This is a genomic window from Pseudoalteromonas sp. SWYJZ98, assembly GCF_015864495.1.
Classification (GTDB): Bacteria; Pseudomonadota; Gammaproteobacteria; order Enterobacterales; family Alteromonadaceae; genus Pseudoalteromonas; species Pseudoalteromonas distincta.
In genome coordinates, this window is record NZ_JADYXA010000048.1 from 1 (window position 1) to 24,349 (window position 24,349).

The window sequence follows — 24,349 nt, forward strand, 5'->3', positions numbered from 1 at the left end:
ATATCAATGCCGATAAACATCATCTCTACTTACTCCCCTTGTACATACAGCATCTACTTAAATAAAAGTGTGCTTGGATACCATTCAGTTTCTGAGAATAGAAAGTCAGGGCTTTATCTACGGAGCAGTATTAAATACTAGGCGCGAAGGCAAGCTCACTGACTTCGATGTGATAAATGATAGCTAATCATTTATCAATGAGAGATACAAGACGCGCAGCTTGCTGGCGTTTAAAAGCACCGCTTTTACATTTAGTCGGATGCATTAGTAAACAAGTAACTTAATCACCACCGAGAAGTGAAGGAGAAAACAAGGAGCCGTGACTAACCATTACTCGTGTTTTGTTTGTGTAGCGCACAGCGCCTCAGTGGTGAAATATCATATAACTTAAACAAATGGACTTTGTCTGCTCATTTACTCCTCTTTTTCTTCTCTTTGTGCGTTCATATTTTAAGGGCTGTTATTCACAAAGAGGTTTAGAGGCGCTTAGCTTCTAGAGGATAGCTTGCGAGTTAAAATAATAAAGAACTAAAAGTAAAAGCGAGGTATAAAACCTCACCTACATCGTGCAAATACCAAACTCGTAGGTGCGAATTTATTTCGCGCTTATGTAACGTGGCTTAAATGCCTTAAAAGTAAAAGCGAGGTATAAAACCTCACCTACATCGTGAAAACACCAAACTCGTAAGTGCGAATTTATTTCGCGCTCATGTAACGGGGTTTAAATGCTTTAAAGCAAAAGCGAGGTATAAAACCTCGCTTACTATATTCAAAAGCCCTATTTGATCGGTGCTATTTAAGCCGCGATTAAATAGGACTCTTGTCCTGAATGTTTGTTGCTACGTTTAAACGAGCCTTTGCCTTTTTTAGCTTTAACTACTTGTGGTTTAAATAATTTAGAGGTTACCAATGCCGCTAGTGCATTGTGGTTTATAACGCCTCGCCCTGTGTCTACCGCGCTGGTATTTGCGGTTTTTGCTTTAGATTTTTTAGTCATATATTTCCTATCAACTAAAGTTAAATAATAAAGAGGCTTTTATATTGGCCTATTTAAGAGATGGCGATTGTAGGCTTAATTTTCAACCGCGCAAGTATTTTTAATGCCCAACAGGTAGTTTTTTAATAATAAAAAAGCATAAAAAAAGCGCAGTTAATAACTGCGCTTATAATTACTTAGTTTACTTTATAAATTAAAAACTAAAGCTTACTTTTGCGTAATACGTTCTGCCGTCAAAACCGTATGGCAATGCGCGTACAGGATATTTAAATGCGCCGTTGGTGATAAAATTAAGTACTTCGTCATCACCTAATTCGTCTGGTGTTTCGTCAAATACGTTATCGGCACCTACCGAAAGCGCAAACATGTCATTAATTTGGTAACTAACATTTAAATCAACTAACACAGCAGACTCAACCGTACTTGTTGGTTTAAATGACCCCGTAGGCGAAAGCTCACCTGGTAATGAAATATGGTCGTTACCAAAGTATTTTACATCTGTTTCGCCAAAGTAGTTAAAGCGAATGGTTGATGTGTAGGCATCGCGTTCGTAGTCAAACGTAAGCGTTGCACGCTCACTTGGTTGTCCGTCGGTAAAAAAGCTGCGTTGTAAATCGTCAAAAGCAACCGCTTCAGGAATACCGTTTTCTGCATTTACGCTGTCAATTTTAGTATCGTTTAGGTTACCTGCAAAGGTTACTCCTAAATTACCGCCTTCGACTTCAGTGCGGTACGATGCAATAATATCAACACCTTGCGTAGTAGAATCAACCGAGTTTGAGAAGTAGTTAGCTTGCACTGCACCAGTTGCTTGTAGCGCTGCAACAGCTTCTGAGCTAAACGATACATCGTCAGCCGAAAGCAAGCTGCCAAGCGTTATACGGTCTTCAATTTCTACACGGTAAAAATCAACCGTTAACGAAAGCTCGCTTGTTACATCGTAAACAAAACCTGCGCTGTAGTTTGTTGAAGTTTCAAGCTCTAAGCTATCTACGCCTAACGCACTTGGGAAAGCGGTCCCTGTGTTTGCTGTGAACGACTGCGTTAATGTACCATCTGAGCCTAAGTTAGTTGTAAAGGCTGTATAACCACTTTGTTGAAGTGATGGCGCTCTAAAACCAGTAGATAGTGCACCACGTACTGCAAAGTCATCTGAAAATTCATAACGTGTTGCTAATTTACCAATTAAATCATCCCCAGCATCTGAGAAATCTTCATAGCGTAGCGCACCACTGACGTTCCATGAGTCGGTGATCATAGTTTCTACGTCTACATAAACTGCGTAGCTGTTACGGTCGCTGTCGTTAGCCGCTTCAGGGCGAAGGCCGTTATAAGCTTGAAAACCACACTGTGCAAATTGATCCGGATCGTTTACTGATGGGTACGAGGTATCCATATTTGCTAACCCACACGCGTATGATGCTTCATCGCCAGGCACTATTTCGTAGTTTTCTTTACGGTATTCGGCGCCTACTGTTACATATAAAGGCTCACTACGGCCAATATCTACAATACCGTTTACATCAAGGTTAACCGTTGTTTGATCGAATCTAAAACCACCTGAGTAACCGCCAGTAGGGCCTGAGTTTGCTGCAATGTCGGCATCGCTTGCATTTGGGTTATTAAATAAATACTCAGCCGCGTAAGAAGCATTTAATGTATTGCGTGATGTAAAATCGTATTGGTTTTCACCATAAACAGCCGATACATCGTAAGTCCAGTCTGTGTTTATATCGCCTTTAAAACCAAGCGCTACTGAAATATCTTGTGCTTCGTTATATATGCGCGGTAAAAAACCATCGCTGTATACTTGTGTTACGTTTTTAGACGCTTCGTTAAAGTTACGGTAAAAACCATTACCCAGCGCCGTGCGCTCAGAGTAGCCACCAAACGAGTAAAGCTCGCCGTCGCCCATTGGTAATGCCATGTTATAAAATAACGACGTAAATTCACTTTCTGAGTTACCTTGGCCCCAGCGTACATCTTCACTTAGTGTACCTGGTTCAACATTAAGCGAACCACCCGTATCGCGCTCTGCGCGGTTAGTGCCGTCGGCATCACGGTACTCAAGCGATAGGTTAATAAAGCCGCCTTCGTTACCTAATTCAAAACCACGGTTTAAACCTGCTGAAATAGTGTCGCCGTCACCTTCACTTGTGCCGCCGTATTGTACAAAACCCGTTGTAATACCGGTTGAGTTATTAAGAGATAAGTTAATAACACCTGCAATCGCGTCAGAGCCATACTGCGCTGCAGCGCCGTCGCGTAATACTTCAACGCCTTTAAGCGCTGTTAGCGGAATGGCATTCATATCAGTACCCGCAGCGCCTGCGCCTACTGTACCGTTAAGGCCAAAAATTGATTGGTTATGACGACGTTTACCATTTACTAATACAAGAGTTTGATCTGGCTGTAAACCACGAAGTGTTGCGGGTCTAAATAAATCTGAACCGTCTGATACTTGTGTACGCGAAAAGTTAAATGAAGGCGCTGTCGCTTGAAGGCTTTGGCCTAATTCGGTAAAACCACCTTTAGTTAAATCATCTGCGTCAATTAAATCAATAGGAGAAGAAGACTCTGTAGAGGTGCGGTTAGATACACGCGATCCTAATACAGATATTTGCTCTATGTTTTTAGCAGCTTGCACTGGTGCTTCTTCAGCGTTAACAATGCTTGGTGCGCTAAACGCGAAAGCAACGGCTACAGCAAGTGTGTTTAAACGGTATGTTGACATAGTGACGACCCTGTTTTTTTGTATTCTTAATAATATGTGTGTGGTTATGATGCTCATAACCTGTTGCAAACATCCTAGCAACATATGCAAACAAAAAGAAATGAAAAAAACTAAATATTTGGTCTAAGTATGCAAATAAACTTCAAGATAAGAAAAAACCACATCAAAACGATTAAAATACATGCTAATAAAGGATTAAACATCAAAAAAAAGAATGTTTAACACTTTATTTACAATGTGGTTTTGTTCGTTATTTTACACTTTTAAAGGTAATAGGCAGCGAATGGTCGTACCTGTGCCTAATGTACTGTTAACTTCTATTTTTCCACCGTGATCGCTCACCATAGCGTATACAAGTGTCATACCCATACCGGTGCCTTTTCCGACTTCTTTTGTTGTGTAAAAAGGGTCAAACATATGCGCTATTGTGTCTTCATTCATGCCACAACCGTTATCTTTTATTTCAATACAAATATTTGTGTGTAGTTCAAAAATATTGACTTCAATAATGCAGCCTTTTTCTAAATCTAACTCGCAAGCTTGCCAAGCATTCATTAAAAGATTTACAAAAATCTGATTAATTGACGATAAATTGCACCAAATGAGTGGTAGGGGTTCAAACCGCGTTTTTATTTCGCATAATTTAAGTTTGCTACTTAATAATCTTAAAGCATTATTAGCACCCGTTGTTACATCGGCTAATTGTTTATCTTGAGAAGAGGTGGGGTGGGCAAAGTTTAATAAGTCATGCACTATTTGTTTTATACGTTTAAGTCCTTCAACGCTGTCGTTAATTTGCCCCTGCAAATTGTTATAAATCCACGCGTACGGATACTGTAAATTGAGTATGTCGATTTCGTGTTTAAAACGGCTCTCTTTAATTTCGTTATTTAAATATTGTTCGTTAAGTTTTAGCAGCGCTACAAGTAAAGGGCTTGCGTTTTGTAGGCTCTCTACGTTACTCATTGCATAGGCAAGCGGGGTATTTATTTCGTGGGCAACGCCTGCGCTCAGTGTACCTAAGGTTGCCATTTTTTCTGTTTGCACAAACAGCATTTGCTGGTGTTCTAAGTCGGCTACTTTTTTTTGTAGTTCATTATTTATGGCAACTAAAACGCTACTTTTATCTTTGAGTAATTGCTCTGCAGCTAAGCGCAGCTTTTGTTCGTTTAAAAAAGCACGTTCAAAATTACCATCTGATCCATCCATTCCCTTCATCCATATAGATAACTTTATACTTAACGTTTAGTCGTCTGTATGCAAATTTGCAACTTTAGTGCAGCCAAGGCCTAATATTATGCATGAGTAATTATCCACTTATTGCTAATAACCCCATTATATAAATACCACTTAACATAAAAGGTAGTCACAAACGCACCATAGAATATTTTTTTAAGCTATTATTTAACCAGAAGTAATTTAAAGGCGACTCAATGACTCAAGTAACACCAAGCACACCAATAAATCAGGTTGATGTACTTTGCATTGATGATGATGAAATAGTACTACGCACGTTAACACGGCTACTTGAAGTAAATGGCCTGTCGGTTATTGTTTGCGATAACCCGCAAAGTGCACTAACGCTTTTTAAAAATCATGAGTTTGGTTTAATTATTAGCGATATGCGTATGCCGGTAATGAACGGTGCCGAGTTTTTAGAAAAAGCGCGTGCGCTGGCACCCGACACCCAACGCATTTTATTAACCGGTTACGCCGACATACAAACCACCTTAGCGGCTGTTAATCAGGGCCAAATAAATGGTTATATTCAAAAGCCTTGGCAAAACGATTTATTACTTCGTAGCATTAGAGATAGCCTAGAAAAATTTGCACTAAAAAAACAAAATCAAAAATTAGAGGCACAAGTTAAAGCGCAAAACCAAGAGTTGCTAGAGCTTAATAATTCGCTTGAACAACGGGTAGAAAAACGCACCTTACAAATCAAACAGGTTTTAAAAAAGCTTGAAGACGCCAACGAGCGCGAAAAACAAGAGCATAAATCGACCGTAGAGCTGCTATACAATTTTGTTAACGCAAACCCTTACCTAGATGGCAACAAAGCGCAAAATATTGCTAATACCTGCACACAAATAGCACTTTACTTAAACTTGTCGCAAAAAAGCATTGATCTTGCCCCTATGGCTGGTTACTTAGCGCAAATAGGCTTGCTTGCTATGGATCCTGATCTTTATAAAAAACCAGTTAACCGCTTAAGCGAGCAACAACGCAAAACCTTTTATACTCACCCAAGTACCGCACAATTAATGTTAATGCCAGCAATACATTTACATGACTTGTCGGATGCTATTTATTATCAGTTTGAGCGCTTTAACGGAAACGGAATGCCCAAAGGCCTTGCCGGAAACGACATACCTATAGGCGCTATGGTGCTAGGTTTAGCGCGCGACTATTGGGACGCGTTTGAGCAGAGCAATGCTAGTGATGAAAAGCAGCGCCACGATGACGCACTCGAAAGTGTAAAACTTTATAGTGGATCGTTTTATCATCCTAAAATTGTACGTGCACTTGAAGCAAGCCATGCAAAACTACATGAACAAAAAAGTTCAGCAGGATCAGTATTAATTTGTAATGCCCATGAACTCAAAGAGCAAATGGTACTGGGCCATGCTCTACACAGCCATACGGGCATAATGTTGCTGCCCAAAGGTCATGTATTTGGCAGTAAATCGATAGAAAAACTCCAACAGCTAGAATCGAAAAAACCAACTCCGTTCAGAATAATGGTGAAAACTGCTAAATGATTGATCTAAACCGCAGTTTTTTTCGTTACAATGTGCATAAAATAGATTATTGAATTTGCTTGAAGGAGCACTCTGTGTCGCGATTTTCTGCGGTTACTGACAACCCCCATGATGGGCGTTTTAACCAAAAAACGGGAATACTGCTAACTAACTTAGGCAGCCCTGATGCACCAACAGCGGCTGCGCTTCGTACATATTTACGCGAATTTTTATCAGATCCACGCATTGTAGAAATACCACGCTTGGTATGGATGATAATTTTACATGGCATTATTTTACGCGTACGCCCCAAACGTTCGGCTAAATTATACGAGAGTATATGGACCGAAAACGGCTCACCACTGACCCACATTACTCGCCAGCAAAGTGTAAAGTTAAATACCTTATTAAAAGAGCAAGGTTATACCAATACTGAAGTAGTAATGGCAATGCGTTATGGCAACCCTTCAATAGAGGCTGGCCTTGAAGAGCTTCGTGATAAAGGCTTAACGCGTATAATTATTTTACCAATGTACCCGCAATATTCTAGCCCAACTACGGGTTCTACGTTTGATGCTGTATCGAGCGTACTGCGAAAATGGCGCTGGGTGCCAGAGCTACATTTTATAAATGGCTATCATAAAAACACCCGTTACATTGAGTCGCTTGCTAATAGTATTAGTGAGGATTTAGAAGCGAATGGTATGCCACAAAAAATTGTTTTTTCGTATCACGGTATGCCTAAATTGTTTTTAGATCGCGGCGATCCGTACCATTGCCTATGTTTACAAACCACGCGTTTAGTTGTCGAAAAACTAGGCCTTGATAAAGACAAAGTAATTAGTACTTTTCAAAGTCGATTTGGTAAAGCAGAGTGGTTAAAGCCTTATACCGACGCAACCCTTGCAGCCTTACCTGATGAAGGTATTACCGATGTAGCTATTATAAGTCCTGCTTTTAGCGCCGACTGCCTAGAAACACTTGAAGAGCTAGAAGGTGAAAACCGTGAAATATTCGAAAACGCAGGCGGCGAAAAATACCGTTACATAGCGGCACTAAACGACAGAGACGACCATATAGAAGCTGTGTTTGATGTTATAAAACCTATGTTGTAACCCAAGCTTACTAAAGCTAAATATATTACGCATTAAGCGGTGTTAAAATTAACACCGCTTTTTTTGTTTTTAGGGCTTTTAAAATATTTAGTTAATTAATTCACAAAGAGGTTAAGAGGCGCTGCGCTTTTAGAGTGAGTGATAAAACATAAAAATACTGTTTTTGGCTTTTCTCATTTTCCCCTCTTTTACTTCTCATTGTGCAAATAGAAGCTTTTAAAGGGCGAATTATTCACAAAGAGGTTAAGAGGCGCTGCGCTTTTAGAGTAGTGATAAAACATAAAAATACTGTTTTTGGCTTTTCTCATTTTCCCCTCTTTTACTTCTCATTGTGCAAATAAAGGCTTTTAAAGAGCTAATTATTCACAAAGAGGTTAAGAGGCGCTACGCTTTTAGAGTAGTGATAAAACATAAAAACACTGGTTTTGGCTTTTCTCATTTACCCCTCTTTTACTTCTCATTGTGCAATTAAAGCTTTTAAAGAGCTAATTATTCACAAAGAGGTTAAGAGGCGCTGCGCTTTTAGAGTAGTGATAAAACATAACAATACTGTTTTTTTGGCTTCCTCATTTACTTTTCTTTTACTTCTCATTTTGCAAATAAAAGCTTTTAAAGGGCGAATTATTCACAAAGAGGTTAAGAGGCGCTGCGCTTTTAGAGTGAGTTATAAAACATAACAATACTGTTTTCTTTTGGCTTCCTCATTTACTCCTCTTTTACTTCTCATTGTTCAAATAAAGGCTTTTAAAGAGCGGATTATTCACAAAGAGGTTAAGAGGCGCTGCGCTTTTAGAGTAAGTGATACATATTGGCTGATCTGGTTTTTCTCAGTTATTACTGATTACCTTATCTTTGTGAAAGAAATTACTTATATTATTTAATAGTAATTAAAATAAATAAAAATGTACGTTTGAGGGGAGGCAATATCTAAGCAACAGCAATTAAACGCTATCGCTTAAAGTATAAATCAATCGATTTTGTGAGGAGCTCGTCGAGTTGTTCTTCAAATTCTTCAATATTAATATCAAAGTGCTTTAAGTAAGCCCGAGCCTGAGCAAGTGATAAATTACGGCTGTTAACGCTGTATTGTCGCTCGTCTATGGTTTTATCGTAACGTGGTAAAAATACAAATTGGCCATAAAAGGGGGATTTAATATGCTTGTTTGCAAAACGACAAAAATCTTCAATATGCTCAGCACCCTTAGGTCCAAGGCAACCTGGCTCAATGCGATACATTAAGCGAATTTTTTTGTCGTCATTTATTTGCATTTAAAGCCTTTATCTAAAAAACAGTACGCGTACTATTTTCCCATCTTTAATTTGATAACTCGAAATAAGTTCTGAGCGTTTATCAACTACGTTTTCGTCAGTTGAACAAGTTTCTGAAAGTTCGTGATCAATCACTATATCACCGTGCACTATGCGCTTAATTGGTGATGAGTGAATACACTTTAACTTTTTAAACATTAGCCCATAACGTTCTATTAGTTTTTCTTTACCTTTAAATAATAGCTCATTAGGGAAAATATAAAACTCAACATCTTCGGCATATACACGAAGAAACTCTTCAATGTTACGTGCGTTATATGCTTTAACTAGCTGCTCTACCACAGCAAGTGATTCGCGCGATTGTTTAGCTTTAGTTTGCTGCTTAACTGTAAGTGCTTCTTTTGCTTGCGTTACTGCTTTTTCAGCTTCGGCTACAGCCACTGCTTTTTCTATTTTATTTTTAGGCTTTTCAGCAGGTTTAATTTGCTCGTTACCTAATACTTTTGAATCGTCTGGTTTAGTCGCATCAATTGTTGGCTTTTTAAGCTCTGGCGCTTTGTATTCAAGCGTATTTACTTTGTCGTCAGTGTTGGTTTGAGTTACTGATTGCTCATTTTCAACTTTTGGCTTTTCAACGCTTGTTTGAGCTTCAACTTGCGGCTCTTTTTGCTCAGGCTCGCTTTGCTCTGCGGCATAAGTAATTAGCGCAACGGTAGTGACTAATGAGGCTAAAATAATAGATAACGGTTTCATAACTTTCCTAAAATGAACACTAAATACGTGTAATACCAATTACATTAAATAGGCGATCTATTATAGCGTTAAAAAATAGCGCAATAACAAGGCGAAAATTGTGACATATAGTTGTTCTATATGAATAACTTTTAACGCAGTTAGTGAGTTATTTAATGCGATAGAATGATCATATTTTTGATAAAATTGGCATAAGGCTGCAACATAGCAAATTTTAACGTTATCGGGTAGTTAATACCACCACTGAAGCCTACCAGTACTGCTCTACCGTAATATTGCCGGGGTTTTTACGGCGGTTACGCGTAAAGTTTTTATCGAGAAGTAGCGCGGTTGTGTCTTTTACCATTTGTGGATTTCCGCAAATCATAAATTGCGCGTTACTGGGCCTTGGGTTTAACTTTACATGTTCAAACAAGCGGTTGCTCTCAATTGCGTTAGTAATTCGCCCACTTAAGCCTTGTAATGGCTCCTCTCTACTTACAACCGGAATATAGTTAAGTTGTGCTGGGTACACTCTTAATAGCTCGTTAATAAGTGCCTGATAGCTCAAGTCGTTATTAAAACGTACGCCATGCACTAAATTTATAGTTTTGTATTTTTTCCATACATCGGGTTGTTGTAATATCGATAAAAAAGGGCCTATGGCAGTGCCAGTACCTAACATCCAAAGCTGATCACTTTGTGGTATTTCATCAAGGGTAAAAAAGCCGGTTGCGTGTTGTTCTATTAATACTGTGTCGCCAGGTTGTAAGGTAGCTAAACGAGGAGAGAGCAAACCGTCAATTACGTTAATAAGATAAAACTCGAGATCGGGGTTTTCAGGGGCATTCACATATGAATAAGCCCGAGCAATACGTTTGTCGCCATCCATTATTGAAAGCTTTGTAAATTGACCAGCTTTAAACGGCTCTACGCTTGCATTAACGGTTAAGCTAAAGAGTGTTTCGCTCCACCACGTGACATTTTTTACTGTTGCTTCAACCCAATTAGACATAGTTACCTCTTGGTTTAGCTATTAAAGTTTTAAATAATTCACTCCATCAACATTAGCATTAAGTGACAAAGACTTACAGGAGAATATGACTAGATTTAAAGCAGTGATGTGTGCAGAATTTACCAATAAAATAATGTGAATAATTAGCTCTGCGATAAGAGTCATTAATTGCATAAGGGAAAGCGAAGCTGCAGTAACTAAGAAAAATTAAGTCAAAAAACAGTGTTTTTTATTTTATCACTTACTTTAAAAGCGCTGCGTCTTATATCACCATTAGTGAACTATTTACTTGAAAAACTATTGCACTAGGAGAAGCCAAAGAGGAGTAAATGAGAAGAGCCAAGCCAGAAAACGAGTATTTTATCACTGACTCTAAAAGCGTAGCGCCTCTTAACCTCTTAGTGAATTATTTATTTAAGCCTTTATTAATTAATTTTATAGTTAAACTCAAATTCCACACATAAAAAAACGGCGCTAAATTTAGCACCGTTTTTATAAGCAATCAGAAAAAGTTTACGCTTTTTTCTCTTCACAACTTGCTAGGTATTCGTCAAACGTACCTTGGAAGTCGATTACTTTTTTATCTTTAATATCAATGATACGTGTAGCTAATGACGAAACAAACTCACGGTCATGGCTTACAAAAATAAGCGTACCTTGGAAATCTTTCAACGCGTTATTAAGCGCTTCAATGGCTTCCATATCCATGTGGTTAGTTGGTTCGTCCATAACAAGCACGTTAACGTCTTGCATCATTAACTTACCAAATAACAGGCGATTTTTTTCACCACCAGAACAGTTACGCGCTTTTTTGTTTGAATCGTCAGCTGTAAACAACAAACGGCCTAACATGCCACGAACCATTAAATCGTTGTGCTTAGCTGTACGCCATTGCGACATCCAATCAAACAACGTTAAATCGTTATCAAAATCTTTAGTGCTGTCTTGCGGGCAATAACCAAAGCTCGCATTTTCAGACCATTTAATTTCGCCTTCATTACTTTTAAGCTCGTCTACTAAACAGCGTAAAAATGTAGTTTTACCCACACCATTTTCGCCAATTACGGCAAGCTTAGCGCCTGCTTCAAGTAAAAAGTCGCCGCCGCTAAATAACGTTTCGCCATCAAAACCATGGCCAAGCTTATTAACTTCAAGCGCCTGACGATACATTTTTTTACCTTCGTCAAACGAAAGCGATGGGCTCATACGGCTTGAAGATTTAACTTCATCAAGCTTAATTTTATCCATTTTTTTAGCGCGCGAACTTGCTTGCTTAGCTTTTGAAGCGTTAGCACCAAAACGGTTAACAAAGTCTTGTAGCTCGTCAATTTCAGCGCTCTTTTTAGCGTTTTCAGCTAAAAGTTGCTCGCGTTGTAAGCCCGCAGCTTCTAAAAATTTCTCATAGTTACCAGGGTAAATACGCAGCTCACCGTAATCAATATCGGCCATGTGTGTACATACCGAGTTTAAAAAGTGACGGTCATGCGAAATAATAATCATCGTACATTTACGTTTGTTAAGCTCGTTAGCAAGCCACGTAATTGTATGAATATCCAAGTTATTGGTAGGCTCATCAAGTAGCAAAATGTCAGGGTTTGCAAATAACGCCTGTGCTAAAAGCACACGTAGTTTCCAACCTGGGGCAACGTTTGCCATTAAACCGTAATGAAATTCTTTATCGATACCCGCTTCAAGCAAAATTTCTTCAGCGCGGCTTTCTGCCGTGTAACCGTCCATTTCAGCAAATACACTTTCAAGATCGGCAACTTTCATACCGTCTTCTTCGCTCATTTCTGGTAACGAGTAAATACGTTCGCGTTCTTGCTTTACTTTCCAAAGCTCCACGTCGCCCATAATTACCGCGTCTACAACGCTGTATTGCTCAAAAGCAAACTGGTCTTGGCTTAGGTTACCTACTTTTAACCCTGGAGTAATAGATACATTACCCGCACTTGGAACAAGCGCACCGCTTAAAATTTTCATGAAAGTCGACTTGCCGCAGCCGTTAGCGCCAATTAAACCGTAACGGTTACCGTTACCAAATTTAGCTGAAATGTTTTCAAACAACGGCTCTGCGCCAAACTGCATCGTAATATTTGCGGTGGAGATCAAAAAAGGTAATCCTAGATTAGTACTGACAGGAGTACGCTGCAGCAAAACGCTACAAACAAGAACCAGACAATAGGGTAAATTAGCTGGCGAATTATACAGATCAGCCACAACGAATGAAAGATAAAAGGCAGCTAATTTATAACCAAGTAAAAATAACGGCAATTCTCGGTTTTAAGTCACTATTTTTAGCGTATGCGGCGTTGAATGTGCTTACAGCCACAATGTAAATAATTACTAATGCCAAGCAATATTAAAGAGGGGGCGCCAAATAGCTAAGTTATTAGCCATGCTTTAATGCACAGGTTGATAAATTGACTTTATAGCCGCCTCATTTTTGGTAATTAACTGATTAACAGTCGCCACGTCATCGAGTGTTAGCGACTCCTTGCTTAGCATAAAATGCACATTGTTAACGTTAATCGGTGTAATAGTTTTTACCTGCGAAATTGAGGAGTGTTTTTTTACAAAGTACTGCGCAACCACGGAGTCTTCAATAACATAGTCGATTCGTTTTTTATCTAACATGCTAAATCGATTATTTGCTTGAGCAGTAAGCACGACCTGTTTTGAATATTTGGTTTTGAGTTGTTCAAGCTCATCACCAAAAAAGCTTCCTCGGTTAATCCCTGCTGTAAAATCTTGACTAAAAAGATCAGCCAAGCTGGTTACATCAGCCGAATCTTTATGTTTATAAAGCAGCATTATTTCTTCGCGATAAGGCAAACTAAAGTGCGCATATTGAGCACGTTGATCTGTATAACTTGCCGCGTAGGTTATATCTACTCGACCATTTTTAAGCTCAGCTTGAACACGCGAAAAACTAGGGAAATAAGTCCATTTAATACAAAATTTTGAATCTTTAAAAATAGCCCTAACAGCATCCACTTCTGTGCCTAAAAATGTATCACCTTGTTTTACAAGATAAGGCGGCCAATTAGTTTCGTTAGTGCCCATTACCAATGTTTTAGTGCACGCAAGGGCGTTAAACTGAGTAAATAGCAGCGTTGTAAACGCTAAAAATAAAGTTTTCATTACGCTCCTACTATTCAAACAGCGCTTTTAGTGCTGTTTTGTTTTTATTTATGTGCTCATTAATTATTGCAAGCTCAGTAACCGACACCGTTTGTTTGCTAAACATTAAATAAATATCGTCTTTATTTACATGCTCAATATTGGTTACTAATTTGATATTTGAACCTTTTTTGCCAAAATAAGCCCCCACTAACTCGTCTTCAATAGCAAAATCAATACGTTGTTTATTAAGCATTTCAAAGCGTTTACTGGTTGCACTGGTGTATTCAATCTGCTTTTTATATTTAGTTTTATATTGTTCAAACTCCTCGCCGTAATAGCTTCCAAAGTTAGCGCCAACAATAAAGCCTTGTTTAAAAATGTCTTCGAGGTTTTTAACGCTATGCTGATTATTTTTGTTTTCGTATAAGCGCATAACCTCAGTTCGGTAGTTATCACTAAAGTGCACATATTTAGCGCGCTCATCTGTATAACTTGCAGCCCACCCTAAATCAATACGGCCGTATTTAAGCTCAATAAAAGCCCGCTTAGAATTTGGCAGTAACTTAACTTCAAAACAAAAAGGGGAGTCAGCAAATATAATGTTGAGTGCATCAACCTCCGAGCCTTGCAGTTTACCGTTAATGCCCATTACATAAGGCGGCCAAAAAGCATCGTGCGATGCCACGCTAAAGGTTCTTTCACAAGCAAATACATTAAATGGAGCCGTAAACAGCAAACATAAAAATACGGTAATTAATTTATTCATTACGCCTCATAGTTATTATTTTGCTCATTATTACAACAGTATAAACCAGCTTTTGTATTTTAGCGGCACGAGTTTGAGTGAATATGTAAAAACCATCCGTAATTATGAGAACGCCTAGTATGCAGGTGTTTATAGAGGGGCGTTTGTATTGCATTTTAAATTTTATACTGCGTATGTATCACTTAACATCAGTGCTTAATAACAATGGCGTATTAATTTAAAAATTTCTACTTATTAAGCCTATATTTAATGCGCTTGTTCCTGTAGATTAAACAAATAATGAATGCAGTATTAACAGTGTCTTAGCTGTTAAACGATTAGCCAAGGAGCGGTGAGTCTCGTGTCAAACACCACACTTACTTATTACAACCAAAATGCCAAAGCCTTTAGCGACTCAACACTTAACGTTGATATGTCGGCGCTTTATGCTGAGTTTTTACCGCACGTTGCACAACATGGGAGTATTTTAGATGCCGGTTGTGGCAGTGCGCGCGATGCCGCATTTTTTAAAGCGCAGGGTTTTACTGTAAGTGCGTTTGATGCAAGCCCAGAGCTGGCAGAGTTGGCAAGCAGTTACTTACAACAACCTGTAGCGGTTAAAACATTCCAAGAGCTAAATAGTGTAAATCAATACGACGGTATTTGGTGTTGCGCCAGTTTATTACACGTTCCAAAAGCTGAGTTACCGCAGGTGTTTTTAAGCCTACAACGTGCGCTTAAACCGAATGGCGTTTTATATGTGTCGTTTAAATATGGCGATACAGAGCGTGTGCATAATGGTCGTGAATTTACCGATTTAACCGAGCAATTATTAAGTGATTTAATCAATCAGCACACGCAATTGAGCATAATGAAACACTGGCAAAGTGTTGATCAGCGCCCAGGGCGCGAAAGCGAAGTATGGTTAAATGCCTTGTTAACACATAGCAAAGCGAAATTATAAGTGAATAGTTTTAGCGAACATCAACACCTGCAAAGTAATAACCGACAGCTTATTACGGGTGATAATGATCCGTTATTACCCAACCTTGTACATGCCATAAACAATGCCACTGAGATTGAAATTACAGTTTCATTTATTCAGCCAAGTGGCTTAGAACTGTTGTTCGATCCCCTAAGCGAAGCTTTACAAAGCGGCGCAACACTCAAACTACTTACCTCAGACTACCTTGATATTACTCACCCTAATGCGTTGAGAGAACTTATGGCATTAGTAGATCGTGGAGCCGATGTGCGTATTTACCAAACGCACAGTAATCAAAGTTTTCATATGAAGTCGTATATTTTTATAAAAACAAACGACCAAAAAGAGATTACTGATGGCTGTGCCTTTATTGGCTCAAGTAATATTAGTGCCAGCGCATTAACCAAAGGGCATGAGTGGAATTTTAGACACGATTATACACAACCAAAAACAAGCCAAGCAGCAAAGCAGTTTTTAAGTATTCGCACAGCTTTTGAAAATATTTTTAATCACGAATTTGTTACCCATTTAAGCCATGAATGGATAAATAGCTACATTACTCGGCGTAAAACACAGCAGTTTGTATCGGTAAACCACGCTGATACAGCTGAGCAAGTTATTGAAAAGAATGAAGCTAAAACACCAAGGCCAGCTCAAATTGAAGCGCTTAATACCTTAGCGCAAACGCGTACTGAGGGCTTTAAGCGTGGCTTAGTGGTTTTAGCAACGGGTATGGGTAAAACATGGTTAAGTGCATTTGATGTAAAACAATTCAAAGCAAAACGTGTTTTATTTGTAGCGCATCGTGAAGAAATACTTTTGCAAGCACAGCGTACTTTTTCTGAATTACTTACTTTATCTACTGGGTTTTATAACGGTAAGCAGCGAGACAAAAACGCTGAGTGTTTATTTGCCTCTATTCAAACCATTGGCCGAAGTAATCACTTAAAGCAGTTTGCACCAACAGCATTTGATTACATTATTGTTGACGAATTTCATCATGCAAGTGCGCGCGTATATCGCCAGCTTTTAAACTACTTTGAACCCAAGTTTTTACTGGGTTTAACAGCTACACCAGAGCGTACCGACCAAGCTGATATTTTAGGGTTATGCGACAACAACCTAGTATTTGAGCGTAACTTAACGCAGGGGATAGACCAAAAAACGTTAGTGCCATTTCATTACTACGGTATTTGGGATGAAAACGTAAACTACCAAGCTATTCCGTGGCGTAATGGCCGATTTGATCCAACAGCACTTGAAAACAAATTTGCAACCCAAAAACGGGCAGACCACGCACTTTTACAGTGGCAGCAATACAAACAGCAGCGCACATTAGGTTTTTGTATATCTACTAAACATGCTGATTATATGGCGGCTGCATTTAATAACGCGGGTGTAAAAGCGCTATCTGTACATAGCCAGTCAAAAGTACGCCGTAATGATGCACTAAAACAATTAGAACAGCGTCAAGTTGAAGTATTATTTACCGTTGATTTGTTTAACGAGGGGACTGATTTACCAAGCATTGATACCATATTAATGCTGCGCCCAAGCGACTCTAAAATACTCTTTTTACAGCAATTAGGGCGGGGTTTACGAACTCTTGAAGGTAAAACACATTTAGTGGTGCTCGATTTTATTGGTAACCACCACAGCTTTTTAAATAAACCTTATGCGCTACTTCATGAAACCACGCCAACTGGTGTAGTTAAAAAGCTTAAAAAACCAAACCTTGCTGATGGCTGCTTTATAAATATTGACTTAAAAGTTACCAACTTTTGGCAGCAGCTAGCCAATATACAGCGCACCACAGCGCTAGAAGATATAACACAACTTGCCGAGCAACTAGGGCATTTACCTACATTAAGCGAGTTTTACTACCACTACGGCGATATAAAAAAGGTAAACAGCCACTACACTAGTTGGTTTGATCTAATTGCTAAAACACAAAATATTGATGACGAAGCACAGCAAAGTGCCAAGCAATTAGCACCGTTTTACGACTTTTTACATAAAGGCATACAAACAACCAGTATGACCAAATGCTTTAAAGCTATTTTGCTTGAAGCGTATGTTGCTTTGAATGGCTTTGCTAACCCCCCAACAGTTGCAGAACTTGCTGTAATGAGTGCAAAGGTACTCGCGCGCCATCCGAATTTAAAGCAACACGATTTACCTATTAAAGAACAGCAAGCAGCTGCAGATTCGCAAACATGGCAAAGCTACTGGCGTAAAAATCCAATTAAAGCCTACACCAATAAAAATAAAGACGGCACACAATGGTTTACCTTACAAAACAACACCGTAAAAGCCACGTTTGACGTACCCGCAGAAAAATGCGAATTACTAAACAGCGCCGTGTTAGAGCTGGTTGAATACACCTTAGCCAAATACAACCAGCGGCTAAAAGTAAAAACGCCAACCACGAAACAAAATACAGAGCAAGAAGCTGACAATGTAACTCAGTTAGTGTTTAAAGATCTTGCCGATACAGCAAACGCGCAAGATAACGCATTAAAACTGCCGTACTTCCCTAATATTAAAATTGCCTGCGGGCATTTTAAAACAGGGGATGAAAGCGATATGGAATTAATGGACGCACCTTTTGGTGCAGGCAAGCTTGATCCAAACGTACATTTTTTAGCCCGTGCATCGGGTAACTCTATGAACGGCGGTAAAGCCCCAATTTACGATGGCGACTTACTGCTACTTGAGCTTATAACCTCTGATAAAGCCGGATCGCTACGCGGCCAAATTGTCGCGATAGAGCGAGATGATATAACTGGAGAAGGGCAATATTTACTGCGTAAAGTTAATAAATTACCAAACGGGCAATATGAGCTAATCGCTCAAAACCCAGATTATGAAGTAATGATTGCTGATGAAAACATGCGAACGTTCGCACGGTTTAAACAAGTGGTTATGGAGTAGTTGTAGTCGCGATTTTATATCGCGCTTTAACTTGTAGATACAAGGCGCTGAGCTTGCTCGCGCGAAAAGCGAAGCTTTTTAAATAGCTATTTTGCGTGAGAGTTTAAGGGATTAATAACCTCTATTCGAGGTTTTATCGCGTTGGCGATGGCAACCAAAGGGTGAATATCGCCGTCCACCCTTTGGAATCCCACGGCGCGCCCGAGGATCACACAGTGTCTTCAACTTACTTTAATGATGTGAACGTAACCAGCGTAGATAGGCCATCCATGGCCAAGCTACGCTTTGTACAGTATCCGTGCTGTAAATTACTCATCATTAACTCAGTTTCAGGTGTGATCACGGTGAATTGGAGTATGTTGGTAAATTGGTGTTTATAAGTACTGGCAGACGTTTAATTCATGCTTTTAGTTTTAAGAGACGACAGGAAAATCATGTACGAAAATCGTTTTACTAATTGGGTACGTTGGTGTGATAGAAATGTAACTGAGGAAGTTAAGTACCCTGGCATTTATATTGTCGCGGTTGCAGATGAAGATATATCGGGTAGTAATTTTTCATGGACTACAGATATTGCTTATGTAGGTATGACCAACTCTTTGAAGGGTATTGCTGGAAGGCTTAAGCAATTTGATAACACCATCAAAGGCAAAAGCGGACATGGGGGAGCTGATCGCATGCGATTAAAATACCAAAATTATAACGAGTTAGTGAATAAATTATATGTGGCTGTAGCACCCTTCACCTGTAATGTTAAATCGCACAAACCTGAAGATTTACGCGTAATGGGTGAAGTTGCGAAATTTGAATATGATTGCTTCGCGTATTTCACAGAGTTATTTAAACAGCTACCTGAATTTAATGACCAGAAAAGGTCGACAAAATACAGTTTAACAATAGGACGAAAAAAATAGGTTTTGAAGGAGTGATACTAACCTGGGAGTTTAAAGTTCGGTATAGACTTCAGCGCGCTTAGCAACTGCGGTTGATGTCAGAAGTAATTTTTAAGGGAGGTATATTTATGGATACTAAACACGAGAAAAACAGAAATTATATATTCAAGATAGCAAGCATTGTAGGCCTTTTCTTATCTTTCATTCTAATAAATTTTTTATATCAATTTGGAGTTACGCCCTCAGACAATATCCAAACTTGGAATAACACAGCTAGTATTATAAATAGTTTAGTCAGCCCATCAATAGCAGCTATTTCTTTAATCTTACTTTATAACATTTGGATAGATAATAGAGAAGAATTACAAAAAACAAAAGAAGCACTTAGTGAACAGTCTGCCTTGCACAAATACAATATAATCGAAAATACAATCTTGAAATTAACTAATCAATTTAATGATGAAATAGATAAAGTTGATAATGTCCAGTGTACGTTGAATAAACAAGGCGGGGTGCTTATCAAGAGGAAGTACACAGCTTTAAAAGCAGGGGAAGTACCACTCCAAAGTTTAAGAACTGTAGTTGATGATTATTTTAGAGTATTAGGAAATCGCTCAGAACTAAAAGAAGAAATACTCATTGGATATAATGATGCACTCGTCAAAAGCGAACAATTTGAAATGCTTACATCTTTACCTTTATGTATAAGTAAGCTTGCAAAAGGTATTAAAATCAAAAATTTAAAGAATATATTACATCAAGTTCTTTTTTCTATGATAGGACGAGAATTACTTTTAGTCATCGCAAAAAGAGCCTTTCATCAGTATGAAATCACGAATGATTATAAGAAAAATGAAAAAGAAAAATTTAAAGTTATGTTTTTAGAGTTCATTGAGATTTTAGATGAAAATTGTGATGTGAATGACCTTCACGTTTTCAATTTGGACGAATTATGCTTGTATACTGACTATAAGTATAAGAACTCAAATTAAGTCATGATGGTTCTTAATGTAGCCATGGTTTGGGTTTTTCGATGGCGTTCACAGTTATATTTTAGTAATTGTTATTATTCAACTGTGAAAGTAATTTGATCACGGTTAATTTAATTACCTTTTAAATTATGGTGGCATAAGTCCATTTTTAATTTTATTGAATTCTGCCCCTTACCCAACCGCCAACTTCCCCGCCTCATGCCACATTTCACTTGGCATGGGGTTGGTTAACTCCCACGTTATATTCATTGGCTGGCTGCCATTGTGGCCTTGGTATTTAACCTCGCCGTAGTTTACAAACCCCATGGTTCGGCCGTTTTCGTCTTTGCCTTGTTCGCGCACAAATAACAGAATGGTTTTGCCTGTTTTTTGGTGTTCAATATAGCTAAGGCCGCGGCCGTGTTCTGGGCGGGCGCTGTTTTGTGTTTGCCAATGAAACAGGGTGGGGCTGATTGCGTAGTCGTGATACAGCGTGGTGGGCGAGTAGGTTTTTTCGCACTTGTTGAGTGTTACGAATAGTAGCTCTAGGTTTTGGTTTTTAAATTCTAAAACGCCTTCGCGGGCGGTCGATTTTTTATCAAACGAGTGGGCCCCAAACGCGGCGAGTATTTGCTGGCGTGTGTAGCGGCTGTGTAATTTGATTGCGTGATTAGGTAAGCACGCTAAGTCGCTTTCTTGCTGGTGAATACGGTTTATTAATAGCGTTATAACTTGAGCAAGTTCCTGTTGTAGCTCTTTGTATTTAAGTGCTTGTAAGCTTTGCTCAAGCGTCTTAAACCCTAGACTTGTGCATGTGTTATCCCAAAAGTTGTAATGCGCCATAAGCGCGTACTGTTGGTTTTGCGCTGTTGGCGTAAAGCTAAAGTCGTTGTTACATAAATCACGTAAAAAGCATAAATAGCTGAGCGAGTCGCAGCCGAGTAATTGGGTATTGATGGCTCGGTAATAGGCGGCGTAAATATCGGCTTGATTTGCGGATATTTCATCACCTTTTAGCCAGTGCCAGCCGCCGAGTTTTTTATCTTTTGGTTTGTATATATCTTCAAGCGTGACTTGTGGGTTTATGCGTAAAAAATTACTGAGCGTTAGCGCGTCATTAGTATGTTGCGAATAGCTATTTATCAGCTGTTGCAAACGGCGCTTGGTGTTTATGGCTTGCTGAATATTTTTTAATATTGTTTGTTGAGTATGCTTTTGTAACTCTATACGGCAACCTAGCGGTAAATGGGGGAAGTTGTTTTCAATCTCGGTTTTTATAGGCTGGCTACTTTTACCAATGAGTGCGCGAAACTTACTGGCAAAGTCGTACTCTGGGCGAGCGTTGCCTACAAAGTCGAGCACGGTACAGCATTGCTTTTGGCTGTTGTCGGGTAAACGCAAACCACGGCCTAGTTGCTGCAAAAACAGCGTTAGGCTTTCAGTTGGGCGTAAAAATAATAGTGTATCGACCTCTGGAATATCGACACCTTCGTTAAAAATATCAACCACGCAAAGTATTTGTATTTCACCTTGGCGTAGTGCTTGCTGTTTAGCCGCGCGCTCATTGGTGTTTTTGCTGGTGAGTACATCGGCGTTTATGCCTGCTAAGTTAAACTTTTTAGCCATAAATTCAGCGTGTTTTTGGCTTACGCAAAACGCGAGTGCTTTAATGGTATGAACATTGGTCACTATATCAGCAAGGCTCGATATAATTTTGTTAGCGCGGCTGTTCTCCCCTGTATAAAGGTTACTTAGTTCGCTTATATCGTAACGGCCACCTCGCCATGTTATTTGGCTTAGGTCGATATCGTCATCCAATCCAAAGTATTGAAATGGGCATAAATGGCGTTGATTTATTGCCTCTGGTAAGCGGATTTCGGCGGCTATTACTCCGCAAAAATCATCGAGTATATTTGCGCCATCTTGTCGCTCTGGTGTAGCGGTTAAGCCAAGTAATATTGCGGGCGTAAAGTAACTTAAAATGGCACGGTAACTTGCAGCGCTTACATGATGTACTTCGTCTATCACTATGTAGTCGTAGTAATCATTGGTTAAGTTGAGTGATTCAATTTGGCTGTTAAGCGTTTGGATTGATGCAAAAAGTTGGTTGTAGCGCTGTGGTTTGTAGTTACCCACCCATAGCTCACCAAAGTCGTTATTTTTAAGCACACCACGGTAAGCGCTTTGCGCTTGTTTTAGTATTTCTTCGCGGTGGGCTACAAACAAAAAGTGTGCGTTTGGGTTTTTATCGTAAACAGTTTTAAAGTCGAACGCCGATATTATGGTTTTACCTGTGCCGGTTGCAGCAACTACTAAGTTTTTAAAGCGTTTATGTACGCTGCGCTCAGCACTTAGTTTTTCTAAGATAGCGAGCTGATGCGTTTTTGGTGTTATATCAAAATAAAACTGGCTGCTTGATTGCCCAACACCGCGTTGCTCGTTAAGTGAATTAATGAGCTTTTCTTTACACTCAGCAGCGCCTGTAAATAGCTCGAAGTCTTTTGATTCCCAGTAGGTTTCAAACGTACTTTTGGTTTTAGCTATGATGTGCGGGATTTCTTGTGCGGTAATTTTTAAGTTCCACTCAAGGCCGCTGGTAAGCGCCGAATGCGATAAGTTAGACGAGCCAATATAGCCTGTATGAAAACCCGTATTGCGCATAAATAAGTATGATTTAGCGTGTAGACGTTCTTGCTGATTATTATAACTTAGCTTTACTTCGGTATTTGGTAGGTTTGCTAAAAACTCAACGGCTTTAGCATCCGTTGCGCCCATGTACGAAGTAGTAATAACTTTGAGTTTATTACCGCTTTTAGTAAACGCTTCAAGCTCATTTTTAAAAATGCGCAGCCCCGTCCATTTTATAAATGAGACCAGCCAGTAAATAGTGTCGGACGATTTAATCTCGCGCTTTAGCTCGGTTTCAAGCGATATACCTGCATTAGCACCGCTAAATAATTCGCTTTGTGTAAGGCCTGTGAGTGGGAATATATCGCTTGAGTAATCTTTAAGGTTGGCCGCAATAGGGTTTTGGGTATTAAACAGTGCGGTAAGAATTCGGCCTTGGCTGTCGATAAGGTTTTCGTTAATTAGCTCGTCATCACGAATATGATCTTTAAGCCAAAGTACAAGGCTATTAGCTAGGCTAATTTGTTCTTGTAGGCGCTCGTTCGAGTTAGGAATGGCATTTATGGCATGCTCAACAAGTTTACTTAAAAAGCGTGAAAGCCATGTTGCGGCTTCGGCCGTTTCAAGCTGGCGCTCGCCAACATAAAATTGATCACGATTTAAGTTTTGCTCAATTACTTGCGTAATTAACTGCTCGTAAATACCAATTTGCTGCATTAAAACCACTCCCTGTTTGCGAGTAGTTAGTTTACTTAAAAGTGCATTGTAAACAAGCATTAACTCATTATCGAATTGAAGGTTAATGCCAAGTCAGCTCTCTCGTGATAACACCTGAAATTACATGATTCTTAAAATATTTTTATTTAACCTGCTCAGTTTAATTCTGAGCAAAGAGTGACAATTCAATAATTCTTGTAGTATAAATAGGTAAATATAGTTGGGTGGGTAGAAAATATTGCAATCATTTGATCTTATTACAAACTTCAAGCTTATATCAATATTGGTAACATTGCTGATATTTATTGTTGGTCTACCTTTGTTAGTTTCTCGACTTAGGGTAACAACTCTTAAGCATCAAGTTTTGAGTTTAGATTTTTATATGAAGTTGAAAACACTAATAGAAGAGGATTTTGAAAAAAATTATTCAACGATATTAGTTGCTTTATATGGCTACACAAAATGCGAGCTAAATCAGTATGAGATATTATGGTTTATTAGGACTCCAGGGGCATTTAAGTTACTTAGACAGTACTCATCATGTAGAAAGTACTTGATGGTGTGTGAAAAATCAAAAGTGATTAAATTAAAAGTAGCATACCGAGAGAAAAAACCTAGATTCGTAGAAGGTAGTGTTTAGAAATCTGTGTCATTTCAGTATTATTAAGAAAACAGGAGTGACACATGACTCAATCTTTCGATTTCAACAAAGCATTAGCTGAACTTCAGGCTGGTAAAGGTCTTACT

16 protein-coding genes are annotated in these 24,349 nt (G+C 39.0%); 6 read left to right on the forward strand and 10 right to left on the reverse strand.

Features of this window, described 5'->3' with window-relative positions; genetic code table 11:
* Positions 1–796 precede the first annotated feature (796 nt).
* The 3 genes from arfA to I6F10_RS17805 form a co-directional block, all read right to left on the reverse strand.
* The gene (gene arfA, locus I6F10_RS17795; protein WP_033028674.1) at positions 797–997 is read right to left on the reverse strand and encodes a ribosome alternative rescue factor ArfA; all 201 of its coding nucleotides are present in this window, start codon (positions 995–997) and stop codon (positions 797–799) included.
* 193 nt (positions 998–1,190) lie between these two features.
* A complete protein-coding gene (locus I6F10_RS17800; RefSeq protein ID WP_197099196.1) occupies positions 1,191–3,731 on the reverse strand; it encodes a TonB-dependent receptor plug domain-containing protein in 2,541 nt (846 codons plus the stop codon).
* Positions 3,732–3,986: 255 nt separating this feature from the next.
* Positions 3,987–4,940 carry a sensor histidine kinase gene (locus I6F10_RS17805; RefSeq protein WP_197099197.1) on the reverse strand — a complete coding sequence of 318 codons (954 nt, stop codon included), beginning with the start codon at positions 4,938–4,940 and terminating at the stop codon, positions 3,987–3,989.
* Positions 4,941–5,164: 224 nt separating this feature from the next.
* Here I6F10_RS17805 and I6F10_RS17810 point away from each other — a divergent pair, with 224 nt between their 5' ends.
* Together I6F10_RS17810 and hemH are read left to right on the forward strand one after the other, a co-directional pair.
* Positions 5,165–6,493 carry an HD domain-containing phosphohydrolase gene (locus tag I6F10_RS17810; RefSeq protein ID WP_039488797.1) on the forward strand — a complete coding sequence of 443 codons (1,329 nt, stop codon included), beginning with the start codon at positions 5,165–5,167 and terminating at the stop codon, positions 6,491–6,493.
* A 74-nt stretch (positions 6,494–6,567) separates the two neighbouring features.
* Positions 6,568–7,587: a ferrochelatase gene (gene hemH / locus I6F10_RS17815; protein WP_024597461.1), complete on the forward strand. Its 1,020-nt coding sequence runs from the start codon at positions 6,568–6,570 to the stop codon at positions 7,585–7,587.
* A 948-nt stretch (positions 7,588–8,535) separates the two neighbouring features.
* On the opposite strand, the gene I6F10_RS17820 is transcribed toward hemH, so the two are convergent.
* The 6 genes from I6F10_RS17820 to I6F10_RS17845 all read right to left on the reverse strand — a co-directional run bounded on the left by I6F10_RS17820 (position 8,536) and on the right by I6F10_RS17845 (position 14,495).
* The gene (locus tag I6F10_RS17820; protein WP_197099198.1) at positions 8,536–8,856 is read right to left on the reverse strand and encodes a hypothetical protein; all 321 of its coding nucleotides are present in this window, start codon (positions 8,854–8,856) and stop codon (positions 8,536–8,538) included.
* 9 nt (positions 8,857–8,865) lie between these two features.
* Entirely contained in the window at positions 8,866–9,609 is a 744-nt protein-coding gene (locus I6F10_RS17825) for a nuclear transport factor 2 family protein (protein WP_002962106.1), read from the reverse strand.
* A gap of 250 nt (positions 9,610–9,859) precedes the next feature.
* On the reverse strand, positions 9,860–10,603 hold the full coding sequence (locus tag I6F10_RS17830) for a ferredoxin--NADP reductase (RefSeq protein ID WP_197099199.1): 744 nt from the start codon (positions 10,601–10,603) through the stop codon (positions 9,860–9,862).
* Positions 10,604–11,116: 513 nt separating this feature from the next.
* Positions 11,117–12,715, reverse strand: a complete 1,599-nt coding sequence (locus tag I6F10_RS17835; protein WP_076914907.1) for an ABC-F family ATPase — start codon at positions 12,713–12,715, stop codon at positions 11,117–11,119.
* 291 nt (positions 12,716–13,006) lie between these two features.
* Positions 13,007–13,747 (reverse strand): substrate-binding periplasmic protein, encoded by a 741-nt coding sequence (locus tag I6F10_RS17840; RefSeq protein WP_197099200.1) that lies wholly within the window; start codon positions 13,745–13,747, stop codon positions 13,007–13,009.
* A 10-nt stretch (positions 13,748–13,757) separates the two neighbouring features.
* Positions 13,758–14,495, reverse strand: a complete 738-nt coding sequence (locus I6F10_RS17845; protein WP_193227030.1) for a substrate-binding periplasmic protein — start codon at positions 14,493–14,495, stop codon at positions 13,758–13,760.
* Between the two features lie 340 nt (positions 14,496–14,835).
* On the opposite strand from I6F10_RS17845, the gene I6F10_RS17850 reads away from it, so the two are divergent.
* The 4 genes from I6F10_RS17850 (at position 14,836) to I6F10_RS17865 (ending at position 20,278) form a co-directional block, all read left to right on the forward strand.
* Entirely contained in the window at positions 14,836–15,438 is a 603-nt protein-coding gene (locus I6F10_RS17850) for a class I SAM-dependent methyltransferase (protein WP_197099201.1), read from the forward strand.
* The gene (locus I6F10_RS17855; protein WP_197099202.1) at positions 15,439–18,393 is read left to right on the forward strand and encodes a DEAD/DEAH box helicase family protein; all 2,955 of its coding nucleotides are present in this window, start codon (positions 15,439–15,441) and stop codon (positions 18,391–18,393) included.
* A gap of 434 nt (positions 18,394–18,827) precedes the next feature.
* Positions 18,828–19,307 (forward strand): hypothetical protein, encoded by a 480-nt coding sequence (locus I6F10_RS17860; protein ID WP_197099203.1) that lies wholly within the window; start codon positions 18,828–18,830, stop codon positions 19,305–19,307.
* A gap of 107 nt (positions 19,308–19,414) precedes the next feature.
* Positions 19,415–20,278 carry a hypothetical protein gene (locus I6F10_RS17865; protein ID WP_197099204.1) on the forward strand — a complete coding sequence of 288 codons (864 nt, stop codon included), beginning with the start codon at positions 19,415–19,417 and terminating at the stop codon, positions 20,276–20,278.
* Between the two features lie 171 nt (positions 20,279–20,449).
* Here I6F10_RS17865 and I6F10_RS17870 read toward each other — a convergent pair whose 3' ends face one another.
* The gene (locus I6F10_RS17870; protein ID WP_197099205.1) at positions 20,450–23,602 is read right to left on the reverse strand and encodes a DUF3427 domain-containing protein; all 3,153 of its coding nucleotides are present in this window, start codon (positions 23,600–23,602) and stop codon (positions 20,450–20,452) included.
* Positions 23,603–24,349 lie beyond the last annotated feature (747 nt).

Coding starts and splice junctions, on each gene's coding strand:
- arfA (WP_033028674.1), bottom strand. CDS start 997: ATGACTAAAAAATCTAAAGCAAAAACCGCAAATACCAGCGCGGTAGAC.
- I6F10_RS17800 (WP_197099196.1), bottom strand. CDS start 3,731: ATGTCAACATACCGTTTAAACACACTTGCTGTAGCCGTTGCTTTCGCG.
- I6F10_RS17805 (WP_197099197.1), bottom strand. CDS start 4,940: ATGGATGGATCAGATGGTAATTTTGAACGTGCTTTTTTAAACGAACAA.
- I6F10_RS17810 (WP_039488797.1), top strand. CDS start 5,165: ATGACTCAAGTAACACCAAGCACACCAATAAATCAGGTTGATGTACTT.
- I6F10_RS17820 (WP_197099198.1), bottom strand. CDS start 8,856: ATGCAAATAAATGACGACAAAAAAATTCGCTTAATGTATCGCATTGAG.
- I6F10_RS17825 (WP_002962106.1), bottom strand. CDS start 9,609: ATGAAACCGTTATCTATTATTTTAGCCTCATTAGTCACTACCGTTGCG.
- I6F10_RS17830 (WP_197099199.1), bottom strand. CDS start 10,603: ATGTCTAATTGGGTTGAAGCAACAGTAAAAAATGTCACGTGGTGGAGC.
- I6F10_RS17840 (WP_197099200.1), bottom strand. CDS start 13,747: ATGAAAACTTTATTTTTAGCGTTTACAACGCTGCTATTTACTCAGTTT.
- I6F10_RS17845 (WP_193227030.1), bottom strand. CDS start 14,495: ATGAATAAATTAATTACCGTATTTTTATGTTTGCTGTTTACGGCTCCA.
- I6F10_RS17860 (WP_197099203.1), top strand. CDS start 18,828: ATGTACGAAAATCGTTTTACTAATTGGGTACGTTGGTGTGATAGAAAT.
- I6F10_RS17865 (WP_197099204.1), top strand. CDS start 19,415: ATGGATACTAAACACGAGAAAAACAGAAATTATATATTCAAGATAGCA.
- I6F10_RS17870 (WP_197099205.1), bottom strand. CDS start 23,602: ATGCAGCAAATTGGTATTTACGAGCAGTTAATTACGCAAGTAATTGAG.